Genomic DNA, 22,385 nt, shown 5'->3' with positions numbered 1-22,385 from the left:
GTTTGCCTTGAACACGAACGCCAAGCCGCCGCTGGAACACTGGCGCGCACCCGTGCAACTGAAACTGGCCGCGCTGTGGACGTCGGTGATGTTCTGCTACATCTACGGGGATTTCCTCGGGCTTTACCGGCCCGGGGATATCAAGGGAATACTGGCTGGTCAGGGCTTGCTGGGGCCGAGCAGCCAGGGATCGCTGCTTGCGGTGGCCATCCTGATCGCCGTGCCGGCCGTGATGATCTTCCTGTCGCTGACGCTGCCGCCGGCACTGGCCCGCTGGTTGAACATCCTGGCCGGCGTGCTGTTGACCGTCATCGTGCTGATGACGATGCCCGGGTCGTGGATGTTCTACATTTTCCTCAGCAGCATCGAGGTGGTGCTGCAGTCGCTTGCGGTCTGGTACGCATGGCGGTGGCCACGCAGCGCCACGGCTTCCTGAGCCAAGACACTGCGTCGCGCCGGCACAGGCAGGTTCAAACCGACGTTCCACGCTCCACCCGCCAGCCACCGGATGCATCCAGCACGCGGCGCGACAGCATCCATTGGCATTTTTCCGCAACCACCCACGACCAGGGAGTCAACGCATGTCCACCGCTACAGAAAGCGCCGCGCAAATGCGCTACGCACGCATCGCCGGCTTCGTCTACCTGCTGCTGATCGTGCTGTTCATGGGCGGCCAGTTCCTGATCGGCCATGTCACCGGCAGCGGAACTTTCGCCGAGCGCACCACGCGTATCGCCTCGGAACTGCCGCTCTATCGCGCCGCGCTCGTGCTGCAATTTCTGGCCTCGGTGTTCACGGTATTGCTGGCGTATTCGTTGTACGTGGTACTCAAGTCGGTGGACGAACACATTGCGCGGCTGGCGCTGTATTTCAGGCTGGGCGAGGCCTTCGGCGGACTGACCGCGTTCGTCACCTTTGCCGCGCTTGCGCTGCGGACGGAACCGAAGTTCGCGCAATCCCTGGGCACCGCGCCGGTGGAAGCGCTGGTGGGGCTGGCCCAGGCCGCCGACTTCGCCTCCTTCAATATCGGTATCGTGTTCTTCAGCTTCGGCTCGACGCTGTTCTACCGGCTGTTCCTGCGCACGCCGTATCTGCCGCGTGCGCTCTCCGCGTTCGGCATGTTCGCGTCGGCGCTTACCTTCGTGGTGGCGGTGACCAGCCTGGTGATGCCGGCGTGGGGCGACGCCTTGCAAGTCGGCTGGATCCCGATCTTCATTGCCGAAATCGCGACCGGCATCCTGCTGCTGGTTCGCGGCGCGCGGCCGGCGCCGGTCGTCGGCTAGCCGGGCAGCGACACGTCATCGGGAAGCTCGACTGAAGGCAGCCACGCCGGCTCGCCGTCATCCCGTGTGCCGCACCGACTCCGGAATGACGGCAATCCGTGGGTCACTCGCCGTGGATACCGCCCTTGGTGAGCGCCAGCGGATCGAGCAGTTTCGCCAATTCCGCTTTCGACAGCCCGGTGGTTTCCAGCGCCACGTCCATGATCGGGCGGTGTTCCTTGTAGGCTTTTTTCGCGGTGGCCGCACCCTTTTCGTAGCCGATCACCGGGTTCAGCGCGGTGACCAGGATGGGGTTCAGCGCCAGCGCCTGGTTCACGCGCGCCTTGTTGACCGTGAAGCCGGCGATAGCTTTGTCGGCGAGCAGGCGCGTGACGTTGGCGAGGATGTCGATGGATTCAAGCAGGTTGTAGGCGATCAGCGGCAGCATCACGTTGAGCTGGAAATTGCCGCTCTGCCCGGCCACGGCGATGCCGGCGTCGTTGCCGATCACGCGTGCGGCGACCATCGCCACCGCTTCAGGGATCACCGGATTGACCTTGCCGGGCATGATGGATGAGCCGGGCTGCAGCGCCGGCAGCTCGATCTCGCCGATGCCCGCGAGCGGGCCGGAGTTCATCCAGCGCAAGTCGTTGGCAATCTTCATCAGCGCCACGGCCAGGGTCTTGAGCTGACCGGACAGCTCCACCGCGTCGTCCTGCGCGGCCATGCCCTCGAAGAAGTTTTCCATGGGTTCGAAGCGCACGCCGGTGAGTTTTTTCAGCTCGCGCGCGATGGCGGCGGCGAAACGCGGATCGGCATTGATGCCGGTACCCACGGCGGTGCCGCCCTGCGGCAGGCGGCGCATGCGCTTCATCGCATCCTCGATGCGCGCGCTGGCCGAACCGATCTGCGCGGCCCAGCCGGAGAGCTCCTGGCCGAAGGTCACCGGCATCGCGTCCATCAGGTGCGTGCGGCCGGTCTTGGCCACGTTCTTCAACTGGCGCGCGCGCTGCTCGATGGTCTTCTGCAGGTGCTTGAGCGCCGGCAACAGCTGCTCGTGCGCGGCCAGCGCGGCACTGACATGGATCGCGGTGGGGATCACATCGTTCGAGCTTTGCCCGTAGTTGACGTGGTCGTTCGGATGCACCCTGGCGCCAGCCGCCACCGCCAGGTGGGCGATCACCTCGTTGGCGTTCATGTTGGTGCTGGTGCCCGAACCGGTCTGGAACACGTCGATGGGGAACTGCGCGTCGTACTGGCCCTCGGCCACCGCCAGCGCGGCCTTGCGGATCGCCGTGGCCTGGCCCCTCTTCAGATGCCCCAGCGACAGGTTGGCCTCGGCGGCGGCGGCCTTGATGAGGCCGAGCGCGCGGATGAACCCGCGCGGCAGGCGCAGCCCGGAAATCGGGAAGTTGTCGATGGCGCGTTGGGTTTGTGCCCCATACAGCGCATCGGCCGGCACCTTCAACTCGCCCATGCTGTCGTGTTCGACGCGAAAACCGCTCATGGCCAATCCTTCGGGATGGAAAGCTCCGGACTATAGGCCCACGGCCATCGCGCCGCCGTCAATGTAAAATGGCCGTTTCGCCTGCCGGAACGCCACCATGTCCATGAATGCCTTAACCGCCCTGTCGCCGCTGGACGGCCGCTACGCCGGCAAGGTCGAGGCGCTGCGCCCGATCTTCAGCGAGCTCGGCCTGATGCACCGCCGCGTGCACGTGGAGATCGAGTGGCTGCTGGCGCTGGGCGCCGAACCGGGCATGGCGGAGCTGCCGCCGTTCAGTCATCTGCAGACCGAACACCTGCGCGCCATCGCGGCGGGCTTCGGCCTGGTCGACGGCTCGCGCATCAAGGCGATCGAGGCCACCACCAACCACGACGTCAAGGCGGTGGAGTACTTCATCAAGGAGCGCATCGGCAACGACGCGGCGCTGGCGCAGGCCAAGGAGTTCGTGCATTTCGCCTGCACCAGCGAGGACATCAACAACCTCTCCTACGCGCTGATGCTGAAGGACGCCCGCGCGGCCGTGCTGCTGCCCGAACTGGACGCCATCATCGCCCGGTTGCGCGCGATGGCGCACGAGCACGCCGCGCTGCCGCAGCTCGCGCGCACCCACGGCCAGACCGCCTCGCCGACCACGCTGGGCAAGGAGCTGGCCAACGTGGTGGCACGCCTGGAGCGCCAGCGCGCGCAGCTCGCGGCGGTGGAGATCTCCGGCAAGATCAACGGCGCGGTGGGCAACTACAACGCCCACGCCATCACCTACCCCGAGGTCGACTGGCGCGCCTTCTCCGCGCGCTTCGTCGCTGGCCTCGGCCTGGCGTACAACCCCTACACCACGCAGATCGAGCCGCACGACACCGTGGCCGAGTACTGCGACGCCGTGCGCCGCATCAACGTCATCCTGATCGACTTCGCGCGCGACGTCTGGGGCTACATCTCGCAGGGCTATTTCACGCAGACGCTGAAGGCCGGCGAAGTGGGTTCCTCCACCATGCCGCACAAGGTCAACCCGATCGACTTCGAGAACGCCGAGGGCAACCTCGGCCTCGCCAATGCGATGCTCGGCCACTTCGCCGAGAAGCTGCCGATCAGCCGCTGGCAGCGCGACCTCACCGACTCCACCGTGCTGCGCGCGCTGGGCGTCGCCTTCGGCCACACCCTGGTCGCGCTGGAATCGCTGAAGAAGGGTCTGGGCAAGCTCAGCGTGAATGCCGACCGCCTCGCTGCCGACCTCGACGCCAGCTGGGAAGTGCTGGCCGAGGCCGTGCAGACGGTGATGCGCCGCTACGGCCTGCCGCAGCCCTACGAGCAGCTCAAGGCGCTGACCCGCGGGCAGGGCATCACGAAGGCATCCATGCGCGAGTTCATCAGCAAGCTGGAACTGCCCGCCGAAGCGAAGCAGCGCCTGCTCGAGCTCACCCCTGGCAGCTACATCGGCCTGGCCGAAGGTCTGGCGCGGGAGATCTGAAACTCCTGCTCCCCGCAGGGCGGGTGTTGCTGCTTTGCTCCCTCTCCCCCGAATCATTCGGGGGAGGGTTCCAAGCGCCGGCCTACTTCAGCAAGCCTTCCGCCTTCATCGCCGCCTGCACCGCAGGCCGCGCGGCCACGCGTACCTGGAATGCCTGCAGCGCCGGGAAGCCGGACAGGTCCAGCCCCACGTGGGCCGCCCAGTTGGTGACGGTGAACAGGTAGGCATCGGCCACGCTGAACTGCTCGCCGAGCAGGAACGGCTGCTTGGCCAGCGCCGCCTCGATGATCTGGTAGCGGCGCGCGAGGTAGTCCTTGCGCTCGGCGCGGGTGGCGTCGGACGTGGCAGGATTGAACAGCGGGCTGTAGCTCTTGTGGATCTCGGAGTTGATGTAGCCCAGCCACTCCTGCAGGCGATAACGCCCCAGCGTGCCGTGGGCAGGCGCGAGATGACCGGCCGGCCGCTGGTCGGCCAGGTACTGCACCACGGCCGTGCCCTCGGTCAGCACTTCGCCATCGTCCAGCGCCAGCGCCGGCACGTAACCCTTGGGGTTGATCTGCCAGAAGTCGGCGCCGCCCTCGGTGTGCTTGGCGCCGAGATCGACCTTCTCCAGCTGCAAGGCGATACCGGCTTCCTCCGCCACGATATGCGAGGCAAGCGAGCAGGCGCCCGGCGAGTAGTAAAGCTTCATGCGATGACTCCTTGGGATGGGGACGCAGGCGCAGACTTGGGCGCCTGACCCGTCCATGCTAGCCAACCAAGGTTACTCATGGATACCATCTAACCAACAGTTAGCCCTAGAATGCGGTAACTCCCCGGTTACCGAAGACCACCCGCATGGGCCTGCCCGTACGCAAGAGCAGGGTGCTGCCGCCGCCCGCCTGCCCGCTCACCGCCAGCCTCACCCTGCTGCGCGGCGCCTGGGCGCCCAACGTGATCTGGTACCTGAGCGGCGAGCCGCGACGGTTCGGCGAGCTGCGCCACGACATCCCGCGCATCTCCGCCCGTGTGCTCAGCGCCCGCCTGCGCGAGCTGGAATCGCGCGGCATGGTCAGCCGCCGCCTGCTGGACACCTCGCCGCCCTCCGCCGAATACGCGCTCACCGCGCTGGGCCGCGAGCTGTTGCCGGCGATCCAGGCGCTGGCGCAGGTAGGCCAGAAGCTGATCGCGCAGTGCGAGGGCAAGCACGCCAGCCCGCCGCAGCGACGCCGGGCCTGAGCAACCGCCACGCGGTCAGGCCGGGCCGCAAGACGACCCGGCTTGAGGCACGGCGGCGGATGAAGCTTCGTTACACCTCGTCCGACCCCTCGTTGACGCCTTCGAACAGGAAGGTCGACAGATAGCGTTCGCCGGTGTCGGGCAGCATGGCCAGCAGCACCGAGCCGGCGGGCGCGCTTTCGGCCACCTGCAGCGCGGCGGCCAGGGTGGCGCCGGAGGACAGGCCCGCGAAGATGCCTTCCTGCTGCGCCAGTGCACGCGCGGTGTCGCGGGCCACCACGTCGTCCACCCCCAGCAGCTGGTCGACCACCTTGCCGTTCAGTACACCGGGCAGGAAATCCGGCGTCCAGCCCTGGATCTTGTGCGAGGCCCAGGCCTTGCCGGCGAGCAGCGAGGCAGCGGCGGGCTCGGCGCCGATCACTTTTACCTCGGGGCGGGCCACCTTGAGCACTTCGCCCACGCCGGTGAGCGTGCCGCCGGTGCCCCAGCCGCTGACGAAGTAGTCGAGCCGGCGGCCGGCGAAGTCGCTGATGATTTCGGCGGCGGTGGTCTGGCGGTGGTAGGCCGGGTTGGCCGGGTTGTCGAACTGGTTGGCGAGGAACCAGCCGTGCTTGTCGGCCAGCTCCTGCGCCTTCGCCGACGCGCCGCTGCCGCGCAAGGCGGCCGGGGTGAGCAGCACCTTGCCGCCGTAGGCGCGGATCAACTTGCGCCGCTCGATGGAGAAGGAATCCGGCAGCACCGCCACGAAGGGGTAGCCGCGCGCCGCGCACACCGCCGCCAGCGCCACGCCGGTGTTGCCAGAGGTGGATTCCACCACGGTCTGACCGGGCTTGAGCACGCCGCGCTGCTCGGCATCCAGGATGATCGCCAGCGCGAGGCGATCCTTCACCGAACCGGCCGGGTTGAAGGCCTCCACCTTCACGTACAGCTCCACGTGCCTGGGCACGAGACGATGCAGGCGCACGATGGGGGTGCGGCCGATGGTGTCGGTGATGCTGTTGTAGATCATGGGTGGCTCCGGTTGAAAGGCCGCACGCGAGTTTGCGCGCGGCGGTGCTAAGGCGAGGTCAAGCGCGCCGGCGCAGCTGGCCAGCGGCGCGGGAGGGATGATGTCCGGCCAGGGGCTCGCCCAGCGGCGGCGCGCCGAACCAGGCCAGGCGCTCGGCCAGCGCGGCCACCTCGCCCACGATCAGCAGCGCGGGCGAAACCACGGCGTGCGCGGCGGCGCGTTCGGGCAGGTTGGCCAGGGTGCCGGTGACCACGCGCTGGTTGGCGCGCGAGCCGTTCTCGATGAGGGCGAATGGCGTGGCGGCGGCGCGGCCATGGGCGATCAGCCGCGTGCGCAGCCGCTCCAGCCCGGCAACGCCCATGTAGATCGCCAGTGTCTGGTGCTCCTGCGCCAGCGCCTGCCAGTCGAGGCCGTCGCCTGATTCGCGGCAGTGCGCGGTGACGAAACGCACCGACTGCGCGTGGTCGCGATGGGTGAGCGGCACACCGGCATGCGCGGCGCAGGCCAGCGCGGCGGTGACGCCGGGCACCACTTCGTAGGGAATGCCGTGGGCGCGCAGGAACTCCAGCTCCTCGCCGCCACGGCCGAACACGAACGGATCACCGCCCTTCAACCGCACCACGCGGCGGCCGGCGCGCGCATGTTCCAGCAGCAGCGCATGGATTTCGTCCTGCGTGACGTGATGGTTGCCAGCCTGTTTGCCCACCTCGATGAACTCGGCATCGCGGCGCGCCAGCTCCAGTACTTCGGCGCTGACCAGATGATCGTGCAGGATCACGTCGGCCTCGTTCAGCGCGCGCAGCGCGCGCAGGGTGAGCAGGCCGGGATCGCCGGGGCCGGCGCCCACCAGCGCCACCGAACCGCCGGCGGCGACACGCGGCGCGCGCAGCGCCTGCTCGGCGGCGGCGGCAGCCGGCGCATCCTGGCCCTTGCGCAGCAACTCCGCCACCGGGCCGCGCAACAGCTCCGTATAGAAGCGGCGGCGTTCGGCCAGGTCGGGATAACGACGCCGGATACGCTTGCGCAGCCGCGCGGCCAAGCGGGCCAGTGGGCCCAGCGAGTGGTCGAGCAGGGTTTCCAGTTGCTCGCGCACCAGGCGCGCCAGCATCGGCGCGGTGCCGCCGCTGGAGATCGCCACCACCAGCGGCGCGCGGTCGATCACCGCCGGCACCTGGAAACTGGAGAGTCCGGCATCGTCCACCACGTTGACAAACACGCGGCGCAACTGGGCCAACTCGGCCACGCGCGCATTCAGCGCGCGGTCGTCGGTGGCGGCCACCACCAGCCACACGTAGTCGAGCCAGTGCGGCTCGAACTCGCCGGCATGGTGGGCAAGGCGACCGGCGCGCGCCAGCGCGGCCAGCGGCGGCGCCAGCGTGGGCGCCCCCACCGTCACCTGGGCGCCGGCCGCCAGCAGCGCCGCCGTCTTGCGCGCGGCCACCGCACCGCCGCCCACCACCAGCACGGCGCGGCGGGACAAGTCGGCAAACAGCGGATAAGGCCTCATGGATGGCAAGCACCGGATCGAAACGATGGCAGCCACGCTACGCAGCGCGGCGCACCGGGGGAAATGACTTTACGCAAGCACATATGCCGCATCGGCATGTAGACTTGGCTCGTCATTCAAGACACCGTGAGCTGCCAATAGCATTCGCACGTTTATCCGTATAGACGTCCGAATGACGTTGCTTATAGACTAACCGTCATGACCACCGTCGACGCCATCCAAACACCCAGCACCGGCGCATGCAGCGCGGCCCGCATGCCGCGATGTCTTCGCCTGTCGCGCGCGCTGCCACGTCCCTTCGCCGCCCCCGCTGGATCGTCATGACCCTCACCCAACTGCGCTACCTCATCGCCATCGCCGATTGCCGGCTCAACATCACCGCCGCCGCCGAGCACGTGCACGCCACCCAGCCGGGCATCAGCAAGCAGCTGAAGCAACTGGAGGACGAGCTCGGCCTGCAGCTGTTCATCCGCAAGGGCAAGAGCCTGGACTCGGTCACCGACGCCGGCGCGCGGGTGATCGAGCGCGCCCGCATCATCCTGGCCGAGGCGCGCAACATCCGCTCCATCGCCGCCAACCTGCGCAACGACGCGCAGGGTGCGCTGCGCATCGCCACCACCCACACCCAGGCGCGCTTCGCCCTGCCCGCTTCCATCGCCGCGCTGAGCCGCAACTATCCGCAGGTCAGCGTGCACCTGCAGCCCTGCGGCGATGCCGAGGTGCTTGGCCTGCTGGAAAGCGGCCGGGTGGATCTGGCCGTGGTCAGCACCTCGGGTGCGGCCCCCACCGGCGGCGTGGCGCTGCCCGCCTACCGCTGGAGCCGCGTGGTGCTGGTGCCGCGCGAACACCCGCTGGCCAAGCTGGGCCGCGCGCCCACCCTGGCCGAGCTGGCGGCGCAGCCGCTGGTGAGTTACGACTCTTCCAAGCGCCCGGAATCCTCGCTGCGCCGCGCCTTCGCCAGCGCCGACCTCGAACCGCAGATCGCGGTGACCGCCGCCGACGCCGACCTCATCAAGACCTATGTGCGCGCCGGCCTGGGCGTGGGCGTGCTGGCCGAAATGGCACTGCGCCCGGGCGAGGATGCCGACCTGTGCGTGGTGGCCGCCGACGCGCTGCTGCCGCTGTGCACCACCTGGATCGTGCTGCGCCGGGACAGCGTGCTGCGCGACTACACGCTGGACTGGATCGTGCAATTCGCGCCGCACCTGGATCGCAACGATGTGCGCCGCCAGCTCACCCTGGGCATCGCGCCAGAAACCCCGCCCAGCGTGCCGCATTGGCGCGACCGTGTGCAGGAGGAATACGTCACCGCGGCGCCGCCGGTCAAGGCAGCTCGTGCAGGCCACACTCGCGCTTGAGGCCGAAGAAGCGGGTGTCCTCGGCATCCATGCCAGGCTCCCAGCGGCGCGTGGTGTGGGTGTCGCCAATGGAGACATAGCCCTGTTCCCATAGCGGGTGATAGGGCAAGCCGTGCCGCTTGAGGTAACGCCCCACGTCACGGTCGCTCCAGTCGGCGATGGGATGCAGTTTCCAGCGGCCTGCACCTGAATTTCGAAGATGCGCTTTCCCGGCGCCGCTTCCAATCGGCGCGTCCGGCACATGTCCGGACGCGCCTCCGTCCAGCGCGCCTGCGCGCGCCGGACGCGATGAGCCATCCATGACTCGTTCGCCGCCATGGGTTTCAGCCGATGGACTGGGACGCCACTGGACGAAGTCAACGGCACGCCGGCTGCGCGACTGGCTGCGGCGCAGGCCGGCGAACCAGCCATGCACCTCCAGCTCGGCCAGCGCGCGCTGCATCGGCTCCACCTTGCGCAGGTGGTTGTAGCGCTCGATGCCCTCCAGGCCCTGCTCCCACAGCTTGCCGTAGCGTGCCTCGGCCCAGGCGCGATCGATGGTCGGGCGATAGACCTTGAGGTTCAGCGCCAGCCGCTCGCTGAGCGTGTCGACGAACCGGTAGGTTTCGGGAAACAGGTAGCCGGTGTCGATCAGGATGACCGGGATGGTCGGCGCCTGGCTGGCCAGCAGGTGCAGGGACACCGCCGCCTGCGCGCCGAAGCTGGACGAGAGCGCGTGCGCGCCGGGCACGTGATCCAGCATCCAGCGCACCCGCACCTCGGCAACCTGCCCCGCCAGCCAGTCGTTGAGGCGACGCAGGGCGGCGACATCGTGGCCATCGACGGGGAGCCGGGGGGCGTTCACGCCGCTGCCTCCGCCGCGCCCGGCTTCGGCGCGATCACCCCTGCGCGCAGCAGGAAATCGCCGAAGTATTCGCCTGCGGCGCGCTCGCCGGCGTAGCGGGCGAACAGGCCTTCCAGCGTTTCCAGGATGGCGGGCTCGTCGATGTTCTCGCGATAGACCTGGTTGAGCCGCCGGCCCTGGAAATCCGCCGCCAGGCGCAGGTCATAGCGGCCGATGGCGCGTCCCACCAGCGCGATTTCGCCCAGGTAGGGCCGCGAGCAGCCGTTGGGGCAGCCGGACAGGCGCAGCAGGATGGGCGCGTCGAGCAGGCCGTGGCGATCCAGCGCGGCCTCCAGCCTGGGCAGCAGTTGCGGCAGGTAGCGCTCGCTCTCGGCCATCGCCAGTCCGCAGGTGGGCAGCGCCACGCAGGCGATGGCGTGGCGGCGGATGCCGCTGTGGCGGCGGTAGCCGTCCATCCCGTGCGCGGCAACGATGGCGTCGATGCGCGCGCGGTCGGCCGCCACCACGCCGGCGACGATGAGGTTCTGGTTGCAGGTGAGCCGGATGTCGCCGGTATGCACTCGGGCGATTTCGCGCATGCCGCTCAGCCAGCGCGCCTCGGCGCCGTCCAGCAGTCGACCGGATTCCACTTGCAGGGTGAGGTGCCACAAGCCGTCGTGGCCCTCGACCCAGCCGTAGCGGTCGCCGTTGTGCTCGAAGCGGAACGGCCGCGCCGGTTCCAGCGCGAAACCCGCGCGCCGCTCGATCTCCGCCTTGACCTTGCCCAGCCCATGCGTGTCGATGGTGTACTTGAAGCGTGCGTGCTTGCGCTCCTCGCGATCGCCCCAGTCGCGCTGCACCGCGATGGCGGCCTCGGCCAGCGCGATCACCTGCGGTGCCGGCACGAAGCCGATGGTGTCGGCCAGGCGCGGGTAGGTCGTGGGATCGCCATGCGTGGCACCCATGCCGCCACCGATGGCCACGTTGAAGCCGATCAGCTCGCCGCCTTCGACGACGGCGACGAGGCCCAGATCCTGCGCGAACACGTCGATGTCGTTCTGCGGCGGGATGGCAAGGCCGATCTTGAACTTGCGCGGCAGGTAGGTGGGGCCGTACAGCGGCTCGCTTTCGCTGGCCGCCGCCGCAGCGTCGAGTGGTTTGGCATCCAGCCACAGCTCGGCATAGCCGTGCGTCTTCGGCTTGAAGGCGTCGGACAGGCGCACCGCCCAGGCATAGGCCGCGGCATGCGCGCGCGACTCGACCGGATTGGTGTTGCACACCACGTTGCGGTTGACGTCGCCGCAAGCGGCGATGGTGCTGGCCAGCGCGGCATTGATCGCGGCGATGGCGCTCTGCAGGTGGCGCTTCCTGATGCCGTGCCACTGGAAGGTCTGCCGCGTGGTGATGCGCAGGCCGCTGCTGGCGTAGTCGCTGGCGACTTGGTCGAAGGCCAGCCACTGCGCAGGGGTCATCACGCCACCGGGCAGGCGCGCGCGCACCATGAAGGCATAGGCCGGCTCCAGCTTCTGCTTGCGGCGCTCGTCGCGGATGTCGCGGTCGTCCTGCTGATAGCTGCCGTGGAACTTCAGCAGCTTGGTGTCGGCCTCGCTGATCGCGCCGGTGACCGGGTCGGCCAGCCCTTCGGCGATGCCGCCGCGCAGGAAACGGCTGGCGCTCTTGATGTGTTCGAGATGGGAAGGCATGGCGATGATGGGGCTCTTTCTAAAAGTGCTGCCATGGGTGGCAGCTGCTTGATTTCCGCGTTAATGCACGGACGCACGAATGCCTAAAGTGTGGCCATGGATGGCCGCTCCTTGATCCTCGCGTTCAAGGAATTACGCATAGGCATCAATACACATCACGGGCGTAGCGTCCTTCCTGCAGCAGCTCGGCCAGCCAGCCGCGCGCATCCTCGGCGGACAACCCGCCATGCGCCACGGCCACCTCGACCAGCGCCTCGTGCACGTCCTTGGCCATGTGCGTGGCGTCGCCGCAGACGTAGAGGTGCGCACCTTCGCGCAACCAGGCGTACAGCTCGCGCCCCTGCGCCTTGAGCTTGTGCTGCACGTAGGTCTTGGCGGCCGCGTCGCGCGAGAAGGCCAGGTCGAGGCGGTTGAGCGCGCCATCCTTGAGCGCCTGCTGCCACTCCGCCTGGTAGAGGAAGTCCCGCTCGAAATGGCGGTTGCCGAAGAACAGCCAGTTGCGCCCCGCCGCGCCCACCGCCTGGCGCTCTTGCACGAAGGCGCGGAACGGCGCCACGCCAGTGCCGGGGCCGATCATGATGAGGTCGCGGCTGGCATCGGCCGGCAGGCGGAAGCGCTCGTTGGGCTCCACGAACACCGGCACGCGCGTCTCGTCGCCAGTTGCCGCGAGGAAAGCCGATGCCGCACCGAGGTGGGCGCTGCCGTGCGCCTGGTAGGCGACCACGGCCACGGTGAGATGCACTTCCTCCTCGCCCACCACCTTCGGGCTGGAGGCGATGGAATACAGCCGCGGCGTCAGCGGGCGCAGCGCGGCCACCAGTTGTTCCGCGCTCCAGTCCACCGGATAGCGGCGCAAGAGGTCGATGGGCTGATGGGTGTCGAGCAGGTCGGCCAGCGCCGCGCGCTGCTCCGGCTCCAGCGTGCGTGCCAGCGCCTGGTCGCCACTGGCGGCGGCATGCGCGGCCAGCAGCGGGCGGCTCAGCTTGGTCAGCTCGCGCTCCTGCGCCAACCAGCGCGCGAGCGGCAGGCGGCGTCCCTCGTGCGTCACGTCCGCCGTGCCGTCCAGGCGCAGGGTACGCAGGAAATCCTCCACCAGCGCAGGCGGATTGCGCGGCCACACGCCCAGCGCGTCGCCCGGCTGGTAACTCAGGCCCGCGCCCTGCAGCGAGAGTTCGAGATGGCGCACCTCGCGCTCGCTGTCGCGCGAGACGATGCGCTGGTTTTCCAGCACCTCGGCAGCAAACGGACGGTCGCGATCGTGCTGTGCGGTACTCACCGCATGCAGCGGCACCGCCCGCACGCCGGCGCCGACCGCCGGCACGCCAAGCAGCGCGCGCGTTTTCTCCAGCACGCCGTCGCTCCAGCTCGCGCAGGGCGCCTCGAAATCCACGTCGGCCTCGCCCAGTGGGGCGAAGCGCTGCGCGCCCAGCGCCGCGAAACGCGCGTCGAGCCGGCGACTCACCGCGCAGAATTGCGGATAGCTGGAATCGCCCAGGCCCAGCACGGCGAATTTCAGCTGCGGCAGCTGCGGCGCACGCTTGCCGGTCAGGAACTCCACGAAGCCCAGCGCGTCGTCCGGCGGATCGCCGTCGCCCTGACTACTGATGATCAGCGCCAGGCGGCGTTCCTGCGCCAGCTCACGCACGGGATAAGCGCCGGTGCGCAGCAGTCGCACCTCCAGCCCCGCCGCCCTGGCGCGCTCGGCCAGGCGCTCGGCCACCCGGCGCGAGTTGCCGGTCTGGCTGCCGTAGAGCACGGTCAGCAATTCGCCCGCCGCCGCGTTCGGTGCCGCCGCCGCGCCGGCCGGCAACGCCATGCGGGCGGGCTGCGCCGCCAGCGCGGCGCTCCACGCCGAGATCCAGTACAGGTCGGCAGGCGGCAAGCCATCGGTCAACTGATGCAGCAGCAGCAACCGCTCCGCAGCCAGGGCCGGCGCCGGCAAAATCGGTCTAGTGGCAACGCTCACGTGATTTCCTTTGGACGTCCAGCCGTCCGTATGGTCATGCTAGGCAGGTGCCATCCGCGGCGGAAACCATTTGTGGCCATGTACATATGCACGGCGCTTATTTCCGGCCGCGCCATGGCGCGTGCTGACATGCGCATGACACAATCACGCCGATGCCGATGAGCCCACTGCCGGAATTCTTCACTTTCGCCTTCGTGGGCGTGCTCGCCCAGCTGGTGGACGGCGCGCTGGGCATGGCCTATGGCGTCACCGCCGCCGGCCTGCTGCTGGGCCTGGGCATGCCACCGGTCATGGCCAGCGCCAGCGTGCACTACGCCGAGACCTTCACCTGCGGCGCCTCGGGCCTCAGCCACCTCGCCGCCGGCAATGTGCGACGGCGGTTGTTCCTCGCGCTCGCCATCCCCGGCGTGATCGGCGCCCTCGCCGGCGTCTGGCTGGCCGTGCACCTGCCGCCGTCATGGATGCGCGTGGCGCTGACGCCGTATCTCCTGGGCATGGGCCTGTTCCTGCTCCTGCGCGGCGCGCGCACGCCCGGCGAACGCACCGAGCCGCCACGCGGCACCACCGCGCTCGGCGCCGTCGCCGGCTTCGTGGACGCCGTCGGCGGTGGCGGCTGGAGCGCGCTCACCGCGACCACGCTGCTTGCCCGCGGCCTGCAACCGCGCGTGGTGATCGGCAGCGTGCACCTGGCCAAGTGCGTGGTGAGCATCGCCGCCAGCGCCGCCTTCCTGGTCGGCATCGGCACCGGGCACGTCGTCGCCGTGCTCGGCCTGATCGCGGGCGGCATCCTCGCCGCGCCGTTCGGCGCGTTCTTCATCAAGCGCATCCCGCCTCGTTTCGCCACGGTGCTGGCCGGGCTCGCGGTGCTGGCACTGGGCATCAACAATGCGGTGCGATTGCTGACCTGAGTCGCTTGACAGCGCAAACGCGCCGGTACAATGCGCGGATGAAACGTTCGCCGACCTCCCGCAAGACCACGCCGCCCATCGAAGTGCGCGGTTCCGCCCGCCTGCCGTTGGGCATGCCGCCGGCGCACTTCCTGCGCGACTACTGGCAGAAGCACCCGCTGCTGGTGCGCCACGCCTTCCCGGGCTTCGTGCCGCCGATCACGCCGGAGGATCTCGCCGGGCTGGCCTGCGAGGACGGCGTGCTGTCGCGGCTGATCCGCCACGACGCGGCGCGCGAGCACTGGCAGGTGAAGACCGGCCCGCTGGACGAGGCCGATTTCGCCAAGACCGGCGACGCCGACTGGACCTTCCTGGTGCAGGACGTGGACAAGTGGGACGCCGATGTCGCCGCCCTGCTCCAACCCTTCGCCTTCCTGCCCAGCTGGCGGCTGGACGACATCATGATTTCCTACGCCGAGGCCGGCGGCGGCGTGGGCGCGCACGTGGATCAGTACGACGTCTTCCTGATCCAGGGCCTGGGCACGCGGCACTGGGCCATCAGCACCGATCCCGACGCGCCCAAGGGCTTCATCCCCGAGTTGGAGCTGAAGCAACTGGCGCAGTTCGAGCCCACCCACGAGTGGCTGCTGGAGCCGGGCGACCTGCTTTACCTGCCGCCGGACGTGCCGCACGACGGCGTGGCCATCGGCCCGGCCTGCATGACGATCTCGGTGGGCATGCGCGCGCCCTCGCAGGCGGAGCTGACCGGCGACCTGGCCGACTATCTCGCCGAACGCCTGCCCGACGAGCGACGCTACGCCGACCCCGACCTGGCCCCGGCCAAGGCGACCGGCGAGATCGATGACGCCGCGCTGGCACGCCTGCGCACCGCCCTGCCCTTCGCCGCCGCGCTGGACGAGGACGCCTTGCGCGATTGGTTCGGCCGCTTCATCACCCGCTACCGCGTGGCGCAACATCCGGCCGCACCCAGTCGCGCCATGAGCGAAACCAGCCTGCGCAAGCAGCTCGCCGACGGCGCGCGCCTGCTGCGCCATCCGTGGTCGCGTCTGGCGTGGAGCCGGGGCAAGGCCGGCACGGCCCTGTACGCCAACGGCCACGCTTGGCCGGCGCCCCTGGCCCTGGCCAGACAGCTGTGCGCACAGCGCGAAATCACCCTCGGCGCGACCCCCTCGGCCCCCGCCCTGGCCTTGCTGCTGGCGCTGGTCAACGAAGGCCACCTGGTGGTCCGCAAGGCGCGCCGTCGATGAACACCGCCGCGCCGGCCAACGACGGCGGCCGCCGCGCCATCGACGGCCGCGAGGCGCTGGCCGCCGCGCGCCTCGCCCTGCTCGCGGCCACCCGCTACCGGTTGACGCTGCACCTGCCGCTCCTGGCCCGCGACGATTACGGCAGCGAGGCCGAACTGGCCGAGCTCAAGCGCATCGCCACCGCCGGCCGGCGCGCGGACATCCGCATCCTGCTGCACGACCCCGCCGCCGCGCTGCGCGACGACCACCGGCTCATCGCGCTGTTCCAACGCCTGCCTGGCGCCATCCAGATCCGCACGCCGGTGGAGGACGTCGACCGCCAGTGCACCAGCGCCTGGCTGGTGAGCGATGGCGGTGGCTACCTGTTCCTGCCCGAGGCCAGCCAGCCGCAGGGCCGCATGGCGCTGGCCGATCGCGCCGCCCAGGCGCCGCTGCAGCAGAAATTCGACGATATATGGGAGCGCTCCAGCCGCGCCAGCGCGCTGCAGGCGCTGAATCTGTAGCGCCAGCTGAACGCGTGAACGACACCCTCTTCACCCGTACATGCCGGCAGAGACGGCATCATGCCGGCCGCAACCGGAACTGGGCGGTTTTTCGCGCCCCATCGCACGGTTTCCGGGTTGCCGCATCGCAACAGCCCAAGGCTATAATTAACGGGATTTTTCGTCGGCGATCCACGCTGGGGATGAATCGCCGCAAGCCCCTCTCTCCCCAGCCGGTGGTGACGTGAGTACCAACCTGATCCGCGAGTTCCTCGAATCCTCCCAGCTCGCCGGCGGCAACGCCGACTACGTCGAATCCCTCTACGACGCTTGGTTGACCGATCCTTCGTCGGTATCGCCCCAGTGGGGCCAGTATTTCGAAGGCTTCAAGGGCCGCGAGGCCGGCGACGTGCCCCACGGCGGCGCCATCGCCCGCATCGAGGCCGCGCAGAAGCAGCGGCATTTCGCCGCAGCGCCGCTGGACGACGCCCACGCGCGCAAGCAAGCCGGCGTGCTGCGCCTGCTCACCGCCTACCGCTCGCGCGGCCACCTCGCCGCCAAGCTCGATCCGCTGAATCTCACCCAGCAGATGGAAGCGCCCGACCTCGGCCTCGCCTTCCACGGCCTCAATGACGCCGACCTCAACACCGAATTCGACTGCGGCACCTTCGCCGGCGGCGGCCAGCGCCTCAAGCTCGGCGAACTGTGGGCGCGCCTGAAAAAGGTCTACACCAGCGGCCTCGGCGCCGAGTTCATGCACATCAGCGACCACGCCCAACGCAACTGGCTGTACTCGCGGCTGGAACAGGCCAACGGCAGCGCCGGGCTGGATGCCGCCGGCAAGCAGCGCGTGCTGGACGGCCTCACCGCCGCCGACGGCCTGGAGCGCTACCTGCACACCAAGTACGTCGGCCAGAAGCGCTTCTCGCTGGAAGGCGGCGACAGCCTGATTCCGCTGCTCGACGACGTGGTGCGTGCCGCCGGCGACGACGGCATGAAGGAAGTGGTGATCGGCATGGCCCATCGCGGCCGCCTGAACGTGCTGGTCAACATCCTCGGCAAACCGCCGCGCACCCTGTTCGACGAGTTCGAAGGCCGCTTCGACCATCCGGACGACCCGGCCCACTCGGGCGACGTGAAGTACCACATGGGCTTCTCCGCCGACGTCAAGACGCCCAAGGGCGGCGTACATGTGGCGCTGGCCTTCAACCCCTCGCATCTGGAAATCGTCAACCCGGTGGTGGCCGGTTCGGTGCATGCGCGCCAGGTGCGCCGCCGCGACGGCGCGCGCGAGCAGTCGATGGCGGTGCTGATCCATGGCGACGCCGCGCTGGCCGGTCAGGGCGTCAACATGGAGCTGTTCCAGATGTCGCAGGTGCGCGGTTTCAGGACCGGCGGCAGCCTGCATGTGGTGGTGAACAACCAGGTGGGCTTCACCACCTCCAATCGCGAAGACTCGCGCTCCACGCTGTACTGCACCGACCTCGCCAAGATGGTCAACGCGCCGGTATTCCACGTGAACGGCGATGACCCGGAAGCGGTGATCGAGGCCACCCGCCTCGCCTACGCCTTCCGCAAGACCTTCCGCAAGGATGTGATGGTCGAGATCGTCTGCTACCGCCGCCACGGCCACAACGAGGCCGACGAGCCCTCGGCCACCCAGCCGGTGATGTACCAGATCATCAAGCAGCGCCCGCCGGCACGCGAGCTGTATGGCAAGCAGTTGGTGACCGAAGGCGTGATCGCCGACGGCGAGGTGCAGAAGCGCTTCGACGCCTACCGCGACCGACTCGAAACCGGCCTGCCGATGACCGAGCTCGACCCGGCGCCCCAGCGCGACATCCACATCGACTGGGCACGCTATCTCCACGGCAAGCTCTCCGACACGGCCGACACCACGCTGCCCAAGACGCGCCTGCTGGAGCTGGCCCAGCAGCTGCTGGACATTCCCAAGGATGTCACCCTGCAATCGCGCGTGGCCAAGATCTACGACGACCGCCGCAAGATGGCCGCCGGCACACTGCCCGCCGACTGGGGCTTTGCCGAAAACCTCGCCTACGCCAGCGTGATCGACGCCGGCCACAACCTGCGCCTGGTCGGCCAGGATTCGGGCCGTGGCACCTTCTTCCATCGCCACGCCGTGCTGCACGACCAGAAGGACGGCCACACCTTCATGCCGCTGGCCACCATCCGCGCCGGCGCCGACGTGGAAGTGGTGGACTCGCTGCTCTCCGAAGAAGCCGTGATGGCCTTCGAATACGGCCACGCCACCACCGATCCCGACACGCTGAGCATCTGGGAAGGCCAGTTCGGCGACTTCGCCAACGGCGCGCAGGTAGTGATCGACCAGTTCATCAGCTCCGGCGAATCGAAGTGGAACCGCCTGTGCGGCCTGGCGCTGTTCCTGCCGCACGGTTACGAAGGCCAGGGCCCGGAACATTCTTCCGCGAGGCTGGAGCGCTTCCTGCAACTGTGCGCGAAGGACAACATGCAGGTCTGCGTACCCACCACGCCGGCGCAGGATTTCCACATGATCCGCCGGCAGATGCTGCGCCCGGTGCGCAAGCCGCTGATCGTGATGACGCCCAAATCGCTGCTGCGCCACAAGCTGGCGGTGTCCACGCTGGACGAACTGGCCGGCGGCAGCTTCCAGTTGGTGATCGGTGAACACCGCGAGCTCACCGCCAAGAAAGTGAAGCGCGTGGTGTTCTGCGCCGGCAGGGTCTACTACGACCTGCTGGAGGAAGCCGAGAAGAACAACCTCGGCGAGGTGGCGATCGTGCGCGTGGAGCAGCTGTATCCGTTCCCGCGCGCCGAGGTCTGCGAACAGATCGCCAGGTACAGCGCCGCCAAGGAAGTGGTGTGGTGCCAGGAGGAGCCGATGAACCAGGGCGCCTGGTTCCAGATCCGCCATCACCTGCAGGCCTGCACGGCGACCAAGCACAGCCTGTCCTACGCCGGCCGCGCGCGTTCGGCAGCGCCGGCCGCCGGCCACCACAACACCCATGTTGCCGAGCAGGCCGCGCTGGTCGAACAGGCGCTGGTCGGGCCCATCGGTACCGACTACGCCGCAGAGTAAGCTTTCCCTCTTCATGCGGCCATGGATGGCCGTTTTCGATTCTTGCGCTCCAGGGCGAGCGCACCAACCCAAGGGCCCGTCATGTCCATCGAAGTCAAAGTCCCCGTCCTGCCCGAGTCGGTCTCCGACGCCACCATCGCCACCTGGCACAAGAAGGCCGGCGATGCGGTGAAGCGCGACGAGAACCTGGTCGACCTGGAAACCGACAAGGTGGTGCTGGAAGTGCCCGCGCCGGTCGATGGCGTGTTGAAGGAGATCCGGCACGAGGTCGGCGACACGGTGAACAGCGAGCAGATCATCGCGATCATTGAGGAGGGCGCCGCGGCCGCCGCGACGGCACCGGCTGCCGCCGCTCCGGCGTCCGCACCCGCGGCTGCAGCGCCCGCCCCCGCCGCGTCGAAGTCCGCCGCCGAACTTTCGCCCGCCGCACAGCGCGTCGCCACCGAGAACAAGGTCGACACCTCCGCCATCGCCGGCACCGGCCGCGACGGCCGCATCATCAAGGAGGATGTGGTCAACGCCGGCGCGCGTCCTGCCGCCGCTCCCGTCGCTGCACCGGCTGCGAAGCCCACGCCGGGTTCGCGTCCGGAAGAGCGCGTGCCGATGACCCGCATGCGCGCGCGCATCGCCGAGCGCCTGATGCAGTCGAAGAACTCGATCGCCATGCTCACCTCGTTCAACGAAGTGAACCTGGCCGAAGTGGTGAAGATGCGCAAAGCCCTTGGCGACGCGTTCCAGAAGGAACACGGCGTCAAGCTCGGCTTCATGAGCTTCTTCGTCAAGGCCGCTGCCGAGGCGCTGAAGCGCTACCCGTTCGTCAACGCCTCGGTCGACGGCAACGACGTGATCTATCACGGCTACCAGGACATCTCGATCGCCGTGTCCACCGACAAGGGCCTGGTCACGCCGGTGCTGCGCGACGTGCAGGACATGAGCTTCGCCGACGTCGAGAAGGGCATCGCCGACTACGCCGTCAAGGCGCGCGCCAACAAGCTGTCGCTGGACGACCTGCAGGGCGGCACGTTCACCATCACCAATGGCGGCACGTTCGGCTCGCTGCTGTCCACCCCGATCGTCAACCCGCCGCAGAGCGCGATCCTCGGCATGCACACGATCAAGGAACGCGCCATCGTCGAGAACGGCCAGATCATCGCCGCGCCAATGATGTACATCGCGATCAGCTACGACCACCGCATCATCGACGGCAAGGACGCGGTGCTGTTCCTGGTCGACATCAAGAACCAGCTGGAGAATCCGCAGCGCATGCTGTTGGGGCTGTAACCGCTTGAGCCCCTCTCCCGCCGGGAGAGGGGCTGGGGGTGAGGGTCCGCTGATACCGTAATGCCTCACCCCATCCGAACCCTCATCCGGCGCTTCGCGCCACCTTCTCCCGGCGGGAGAAGGAAAGAGCAAAGAGGAAAACCATGAGCGACAAATACGATGTCATCGTCATCGGCGCCGGCCCGGCCGGCTACGTGGCCGCGATCCGCGCCGCGCAGCTGGGCCTGAAGACCGCCTGCGTCGACGCGTTCACCGGCAAGGATGGCAAGCCGGCACTGGGCGGCACCTGCCTCAACGTGGGTTGCATCCCGTCCAAGGCACTGCTCGATTCTTCGCGCCAGTTCTGGAACATCGCGCACAACCTGCCGGTGCACGGCATCAGCGTGGGCGACGCCAAGGTCGACATGGGCACGTTCATCGGCCGCAAGGACAAGATCGTCAAGCAATTCACTGGCGGCATCGCCCAGCTGTTCAAGGCGAACAAGGTCACGCCGTTCTTCGGTACCGGCAAGCTGTTGAAGGGCAACTCGGTAGAGATCACCGCCGCCGACGGCAGCAAGCAGACGATCAGCGCCACCAACGTGATCCTGGCCTCCGGCTCCATTCCGATCGAACTGCCGTTCGCCAAGTTCGACGGCAAGGCGATCGTCGACAACGCCGGCGCGCTGGACTTCACCGAGGTGCCGAAGCGCCTGGGCGTGATCGGCGCCGGCGTGATCGGCCTGGAACTGGGCAGCGTGTGGAAGCGCCTGGGTTCCGAAGTCACCATCATCGAGGCGCTGCCGGAATTCCTCGCTGTCGCCGACGTCGATGTGGCCAAAGTCGCCGCCAAGGAATTCGCCAAGCAGGGTCTGAACATCAAGCTCAACGCCAAGCTCAACAAGGCCGAGGTGAAGAAGGACGGCGTGCACCTCACCTATACCGACAAGGATGGCGAGCAGCAGCTGGTGGTCGACAAGTTGCTGGTCGCCGTGGGCCGCCGAGCCTACACCACCGGTCTGCTGGCCGACGACACCGGCGTGAAGCTGGACGAGCGCGGCCGCATCGTGGTCGACGAGCACAACCACACCGGTGTCGATGGCGTGTGGGCGATCGGCGACGCCGTGCGCGGCCCGATGCTGGCGCACAAGGGTTCCGAGGAAGGCGTGGCGGTGGCCGAGTGGATCGCCGGCAAGGCCGGCCACGTCAACTTCGACACGATTCCGTGGGTGATCTACACCGAACCGGAAATCGCCTGGGCCGGCAAGACCGAAAAGGAACTGAAGGACGCCGGCATCCCGTACAGGGTCGGCAGCTTCCCGTTCGCCGCGATCGGCCGCGCCGTCGCGATGAACGAGGCCATCGGCCAGGTGAAGATGCTCGCCCACGCCGAGACCGACCGCATCCTCGGCGTGCACATGGTCGGCCCGGGCGTGTCCGAGCTGATCGCCGAGTGCGTGGTGGCGATGGAGTTCAAGGGCTCGTCCGAGGACCTGGCGCGCATCGTCCACGCCCACCCGACGCTGTCGGAAGCCGTGCACGAGGCCGCGCTGTCGGTCGACAAGCGCTCCATCCACAAGGGCAACTGATC

The 22,385-nt window shown here is 68.6% G+C and carries 18 protein-coding genes; 11 read left to right on the top strand and 7 right to left on the bottom strand.

Translation table 11 applies throughout. The features are described from left to right. Positions 1–7: 7 nt before the first annotated feature. Both AC3WQA_RS16330 and AC3WQA_RS16325 read left to right on the top strand, forming a co-directional pair. A complete protein-coding gene (locus AC3WQA_RS16330; protein WP_492676084.1) occupies positions 8–436 on the top strand; it encodes a DUF6326 family protein in 429 nt (142 codons plus the stop codon). A gap of 145 nt (positions 437–581) precedes the next feature. Then, complete coding sequence (locus AC3WQA_RS16325; RefSeq protein ID WP_492676083.1) at positions 582–1,283, top strand: DUF4386 domain-containing protein; 702 nt, start codon at positions 582–584, stop codon at positions 1,281–1,283. 103 nt (positions 1,284–1,386) lie between these two features. Here the strand turns inward: AC3WQA_RS16325 and AC3WQA_RS16320 are convergent, their stop codons facing one another. Beyond that, on the bottom strand, positions 1,387–2,769 hold the full coding sequence (locus tag AC3WQA_RS16320) for a class II fumarate hydratase (RefSeq protein ID WP_492676082.1): 1,383 nt from the start codon (positions 2,767–2,769) through the stop codon (positions 1,387–1,389). A gap of 97 nt (positions 2,770–2,866) precedes the next feature. Here AC3WQA_RS16320 and purB point away from each other — a divergent pair, with 97 nt between their 5' ends. Further along, positions 2,867–4,234, top strand: coding sequence for an adenylosuccinate lyase (gene purB / locus AC3WQA_RS16315; protein WP_492676081.1), 1,368 nt, complete (start codon positions 2,867–2,869; stop codon positions 4,232–4,234). Between the two features lie 82 nt (positions 4,235–4,316). Here the strand turns inward: purB and gstA are convergent, their stop codons facing one another. Beyond that, complete coding sequence (gene gstA, locus AC3WQA_RS16310) at positions 4,317–4,925, bottom strand: glutathione transferase GstA (protein WP_492676080.1); 609 nt, start codon at positions 4,923–4,925, stop codon at positions 4,317–4,319. A 146-nt stretch (positions 4,926–5,071) separates the two neighbouring features. Between gstA and AC3WQA_RS16305 the strand changes: the two genes are divergently transcribed. Then, entirely contained in the window at positions 5,072–5,452 is a 381-nt protein-coding gene (locus AC3WQA_RS16305; protein WP_492676079.1) for a winged helix-turn-helix transcriptional regulator, read from the top strand. Between the two features lie 70 nt (positions 5,453–5,522). Here AC3WQA_RS16305 and cysK read toward each other — a convergent pair whose 3' ends face one another. Both cysK and cysG read right to left on the bottom strand, forming a co-directional pair. Further along, complete coding sequence (cysK, locus tag AC3WQA_RS16300; protein ID WP_492676078.1) at positions 5,523–6,461, bottom strand: cysteine synthase A; 939 nt, start codon at positions 6,459–6,461, stop codon at positions 5,523–5,525. A 58-nt stretch (positions 6,462–6,519) separates the two neighbouring features. Further along, positions 6,520–7,968: a siroheme synthase CysG gene (gene cysG, locus AC3WQA_RS16295; RefSeq protein WP_492676077.1), complete on the bottom strand. Its 1,449-nt coding sequence runs from the start codon at positions 7,966–7,968 to the stop codon at positions 6,520–6,522. A 320-nt stretch (positions 7,969–8,288) separates the two neighbouring features. Here cysG and AC3WQA_RS16290 point away from each other — a divergent pair, with 320 nt between their 5' ends. Beyond that, on the top strand, positions 8,289–9,326 hold the full coding sequence (locus AC3WQA_RS16290) for a LysR substrate-binding domain-containing protein (protein ID WP_492676076.1): 1,038 nt from the start codon (positions 8,289–8,291) through the stop codon (positions 9,324–9,326). Here the strand turns inward: AC3WQA_RS16290 and AC3WQA_RS16285 are convergent. The 3 genes from AC3WQA_RS16285 to AC3WQA_RS16275 all read right to left on the bottom strand — a co-directional run bounded on the left by AC3WQA_RS16285 (position 9,292) and on the right by AC3WQA_RS16275 (position 13,818). Further along, positions 9,292–10,170, bottom strand: coding sequence for a phosphoadenylyl-sulfate reductase (locus AC3WQA_RS16285; protein WP_492676075.1), 879 nt, complete (start codon positions 10,168–10,170; stop codon positions 9,292–9,294). The genes AC3WQA_RS16290 and AC3WQA_RS16285 overlap by 35 nt on opposite strands. Then, on the bottom strand, positions 10,167–11,852 hold the full coding sequence (gene cysI, locus AC3WQA_RS16280) for an assimilatory sulfite reductase (NADPH) hemoprotein subunit (RefSeq protein WP_492676074.1): 1,686 nt from the start codon (positions 11,850–11,852) through the stop codon (positions 10,167–10,169). Before cysI ends, AC3WQA_RS16285 begins: the two co-directional genes overlap by 4 nt. Before the next feature lie 145 nt (positions 11,853–11,997). Further along, the gene (locus AC3WQA_RS16275; protein ID WP_492676073.1) at positions 11,998–13,818 is read right to left on the bottom strand and encodes an assimilatory sulfite reductase (NADPH) flavoprotein subunit; all 1,821 of its coding nucleotides are present in this window, start codon (positions 13,816–13,818) and stop codon (positions 11,998–12,000) included. A gap of 158 nt (positions 13,819–13,976) precedes the next feature. Between AC3WQA_RS16275 and AC3WQA_RS16270 the strand changes: the two genes are divergently transcribed. From AC3WQA_RS16270 to lpdA, 6 genes are all read left to right on the top strand, one after another. Then, positions 13,977–14,726: a sulfite exporter TauE/SafE family protein gene (locus tag AC3WQA_RS16270; protein ID WP_492676072.1), complete on the top strand. Its 750-nt coding sequence runs from the start codon at positions 13,977–13,979 to the stop codon at positions 14,724–14,726. A 38-nt stretch (positions 14,727–14,764) separates the two neighbouring features. Next, positions 14,765–15,973, top strand: coding sequence for a JmjC domain-containing protein (locus AC3WQA_RS16265; protein WP_492676071.1), 1,209 nt, complete (start codon positions 14,765–14,767; stop codon positions 15,971–15,973). Further along, on the top strand, positions 15,970–16,476 hold the full coding sequence (locus AC3WQA_RS16260; protein WP_492676070.1) for a DUF7931 domain-containing protein: 507 nt from the start codon (positions 15,970–15,972) through the stop codon (positions 16,474–16,476). The genes AC3WQA_RS16265 and AC3WQA_RS16260 overlap by 4 nt, the downstream gene beginning before the upstream one ends. 223 nt (positions 16,477–16,699) lie before the next feature. Continuing rightward, positions 16,700–19,534 carry a 2-oxoglutarate dehydrogenase E1 component gene (locus tag AC3WQA_RS16255; RefSeq protein ID WP_492676069.1) on the top strand — a complete coding sequence of 945 codons (2,835 nt, stop codon included), beginning with the start codon at positions 16,700–16,702 and terminating at the stop codon, positions 19,532–19,534. Between the two features lie 81 nt (positions 19,535–19,615). Beyond that, the gene (odhB, locus tag AC3WQA_RS16250; protein WP_492676068.1) at positions 19,616–20,815 is read left to right on the top strand and encodes a 2-oxoglutarate dehydrogenase complex dihydrolipoyllysine-residue succinyltransferase; all 1,200 of its coding nucleotides are present in this window, start codon (positions 19,616–19,618) and stop codon (positions 20,813–20,815) included. 143 nt (positions 20,816–20,958) lie between these two features. After that, complete coding sequence (gene lpdA, locus AC3WQA_RS16245) at positions 20,959–22,383, top strand: dihydrolipoyl dehydrogenase (RefSeq protein WP_492676067.1); 1,425 nt, start codon at positions 20,959–20,961, stop codon at positions 22,381–22,383. Positions 22,384–22,385: the final 2 nt, after the last annotated feature.

The organism is Rhodanobacter sp. FW106-PBR-R2A-2-24, assembly GCF_058789615.1.
Note: the sequence above shows the minus strand (reverse complement) of the source record. Positions and strands in the feature narration are given on the sequence as shown.

What these genes read in the sequence shown, in the direction of transcription:
- cysK (WP_492676078.1), bottom strand. Translation starts at nt 6,461, where the DNA reads ATGATCTACAACAGCATCACCGACACCATCGGCCGCACCCCCATCGTG.
- AC3WQA_RS16305 (WP_492676079.1), top strand. Translation starts at nt 5,072, where the DNA reads ATGGGCCTGCCCGTACGCAAGAGCAGGGTGCTGCCGCCGCCCGCCTGC.
- gstA (WP_492676080.1), bottom strand. Translation starts at nt 4,925, where the DNA reads ATGAAGCTTTACTACTCGCCGGGCGCCTGCTCGCTTGCCTCGCATATC.
- AC3WQA_RS16265 (WP_492676071.1), top strand. Translation starts at nt 14,765, where the DNA reads ATGAAACGTTCGCCGACCTCCCGCAAGACCACGCCGCCCATCGAAGTG.
- AC3WQA_RS16270 (WP_492676072.1), top strand. Translation starts at nt 13,977, where the DNA reads ATGAGCCCACTGCCGGAATTCTTCACTTTCGCCTTCGTGGGCGTGCTC.
- AC3WQA_RS16325 (WP_492676083.1), top strand. Translation starts at nt 582, where the DNA reads ATGTCCACCGCTACAGAAAGCGCCGCGCAAATGCGCTACGCACGCATC.
- purB (WP_492676081.1), top strand. Translation starts at nt 2,867, where the DNA reads ATGTCCATGAATGCCTTAACCGCCCTGTCGCCGCTGGACGGCCGCTAC.
- lpdA (WP_492676067.1), top strand. Translation starts at nt 20,959, where the DNA reads ATGAGCGACAAATACGATGTCATCGTCATCGGCGCCGGCCCGGCCGGC.
- odhB (WP_492676068.1), top strand. Translation starts at nt 19,616, where the DNA reads ATGTCCATCGAAGTCAAAGTCCCCGTCCTGCCCGAGTCGGTCTCCGAC.
- AC3WQA_RS16320 (WP_492676082.1), bottom strand. Translation starts at nt 2,769, where the DNA reads ATGAGCGGTTTTCGCGTCGAACACGACAGCATGGGCGAGTTGAAGGTG.
- cysG (WP_492676077.1), bottom strand. Translation starts at nt 7,968, where the DNA reads ATGAGGCCTTATCCGCTGTTTGCCGACTTGTCCCGCCGCGCCGTGCTG.
- cysI (WP_492676074.1), bottom strand. Translation starts at nt 11,852, where the DNA reads ATGCCTTCCCATCTCGAACACATCAAGAGCGCCAGCCGTTTCCTGCGC.
- AC3WQA_RS16290 (WP_492676076.1), top strand. Translation starts at nt 8,289, where the DNA reads ATGACCCTCACCCAACTGCGCTACCTCATCGCCATCGCCGATTGCCGG.
- AC3WQA_RS16260 (WP_492676070.1), top strand. Translation starts at nt 15,970, where the DNA reads ATGAACACCGCCGCGCCGGCCAACGACGGCGGCCGCCGCGCCATCGAC.